Raw genomic sequence first — 2,554 nt, forward strand, 5'->3', positions numbered from 1 at the left:
AACTCGAAGAGCTGCGCGAAACCTGGCTCGACACCTGCGAGTCCGTGGGTTTGCAGGACGATTTGCCGTTAACAGTAGTTCGGGAAGCCTGGCTGGCCGGACTGGATCAGGGCCGACTGTCCCAGCGTTTTCTGGCCGGTGCAGTCAACTTCTGCACCTTGATGCCGATGCGGGCGATTCCGTTCAAACGGGTCTGTCTGCTGGGCATGAACGACGGCGACTATCCTCGTGCGCAACCACCGCTGGATTTCGATCTCATGGGCAGTGACTATCGTCCCGGTGATCGATCTCGCCGCGAAGATGACCGCTATCTCTTGTTGGAAGCGCTGTTGTCTGCACGTGATCAGCTCTACATCAGCTGGGTTGGGCGAAGTATTCGCGATAACAGCGAACGGCCGGCCTCCGTGCTGATTGGCCAGTTGCGTGACCATCTCTCCAGCGGCTGGCGATTGCGCGATGAGGGCGACGACCTGCTGGAGGCCATGACTCAGGAACACCCATTRCAGCCTTTCAGTGCTCGCTACTTTCATGAAGGTGACGCGCTATTCAGCTACGCCAATGAGTGGCAAGTACTTCATCACGTCACTGATCAAGTGGCTGAGGGTGAAGTACTTGAAGCTTACGTCCAGGAAGAGCCGCTGAGCCTCGGTCAATTGCAGGACTTCGTGCGCAATCCCGTGCGACATTTTTTCAGTCAGCGGCTGAAAGTGTTTTTCGAAGCGGCTGAAGTGCCGTTAGCCGATGAAGAACCGTTTGTCCTCGATGCGCTGCAACGCTATACCCTCAGCGACAGCTTGCTTGCAGCGGCTCTGGGACGCATCGAGCACGCCGATCAGGCACTTGAAGACCAGGCCAAACGCCTGCAAAACAGTGGGCTGCTGCCTATGGCTGGTTTCGGCGAATGCCTTCAGCGTGAATTGATCGAACCGCTGCCGGATCTGGTGCAGCGGTATCAACAACTCCTGGCGTTATGGCCGACACCGCTTACCAGCGCTCTGCCGGTGAATCTTGAGCTGCAAGGATTGCGGCTGGAAGGTTGGCTCAGCGGTCTGCACCAACGTGCAGACGGTGGTTTGCTGTCGGTCACGACTATCCCCAACGGCATTGGCTCAGTCAAAACCCGCAAATGGCACCGCCTGACGCGGCCCTGGGTCAATCATCTGGTTGCCTGCGCTAGCGGCATACCGATGACCACCGCGCTGGTGGCCAGCGACGACAGCTTGCTACTGGAGCCGCTGGAGAAGAGCGCTGCACTTAAAATTTTGGACCATCTCCTGCAAGCCTGGCACGCCGGCATGCGCCAACCCCTGCCGATTGCAATAAAAACGGCCTTCGCCTGGCTTGGTCAGACCGATCCGCTGAAAGCCGAAGCTTCTGCCCGCAAAGCCTACGAGGGCGATGGCCAAACCACCGACGGAGAACGCCGCGAAAGTCCGGCACTCACCCGACAGTTTGCTGATTTCGACGCGTTGATGAATGACGAGACCTTCCCCGGCTGGTGCAACGCGTTGTACAAACCAATGCTTGAAGCCCCCTGGCGATCATTGACCAGCGAGGAGGCTCGTTGATGACGACAAAAACTCCTCTGGCGCTGGCATTCCCCCTGCGCGGCAGCCAACTGATCGAAGCCAGCGCCGGGACCGGCAAGACTTTCACCATTTCCGCGCTTTATCTGCGCCTTGTCCTGGGGCACGGGAGTGACGAGAGTGGTTACGGGCGTGAACTGTTACCGCCGCAAATCCTCGTTGTGACCTTCACCGATGCGGCCACCAAAGAGTTGCGTGAACGTATCCGTACGCGCTTGGCCGAGGCTGCGCGATTCTTCCGTGATGAGACAACTGCGCCGGATGGCTTGATTGCCGAACTGCGTGATCAGTACCCCCCTGAGCAGTGGTCGGGCTGTGCAAACCGTCTGGACATCGCCGCGCAATGGATGGATGAGGCTGCCGTCTCGACCATCCACAGTTGGTGTCAACGCATGCTGCGCGAACATGCGTTCGACAGCGGCAGCTTGTTTACCCAGACCCTGGAAACCGATCACAGCGATTTGCTGGGTGAAGTCCTGCGCGATTACTGGCGATTGTTTTGTTACCCGATGCAAGGCGATGCCCTGAACTGGGTGCGCAACAATTGGGTCGGTCCGGCGGCGCTACTGCCGCGCGTGCGCGGTTTGTTCGCCAGTGAGCGCGACAGTGTTGAAGGAAAAGAACCGGCCGAGCTGATCAACGAATGTTTGCAGGAACGACGAAGCGCGTTGCTCGAACTCAAAATGCCTTGGCGCCAATGGGCGGACGAGCTGCTGCTCATTTGTCATCAAGGCGTTGCGAGCAAGAGTGTCGACGGTCGAAAAATGCAGGCGCGCTACTTCGAGCCCTGGTTCGAAAAAATCAAAGCCTGGGCCGAAGATGAAGCACTTGAGCAACTGGACATTGGCACCGGCTTCACTCGTCTGACGCCGGATGGCATGGCCGAAGCCTGGAAGGGCGAAGTACCCCGTCATCCCGGACTGGACGCGATGCCCGGACTCAAGGCCAGCCTTGACGGACTGCCGACC

Annotated in this window: 1 protein-coding gene and 1 pseudogene; both read left to right on the plus strand. The window is 58.6% G+C overall.

Annotation, left to right across the window (positions count from 1 at the left end):
* A pseudogene (locus AC1DRJ_RS24220) lies at positions 1-1,568 on the plus strand (exodeoxyribonuclease V subunit gamma); the annotation flags it as partial.
* The coding region (locus tag AC1DRJ_RS24225) for a UvrD-helicase domain-containing protein (protein ID WP_477804379.1) at positions 1,568-2,554 on the plus strand (987 nt) is incomplete at its 3' end. The pseudogene AC1DRJ_RS24220 and the gene AC1DRJ_RS24225, both read left to right, overlap by 1 nt.

Source organism: Pseudomonas sp. P5_B2, assembly GCF_056400445.1.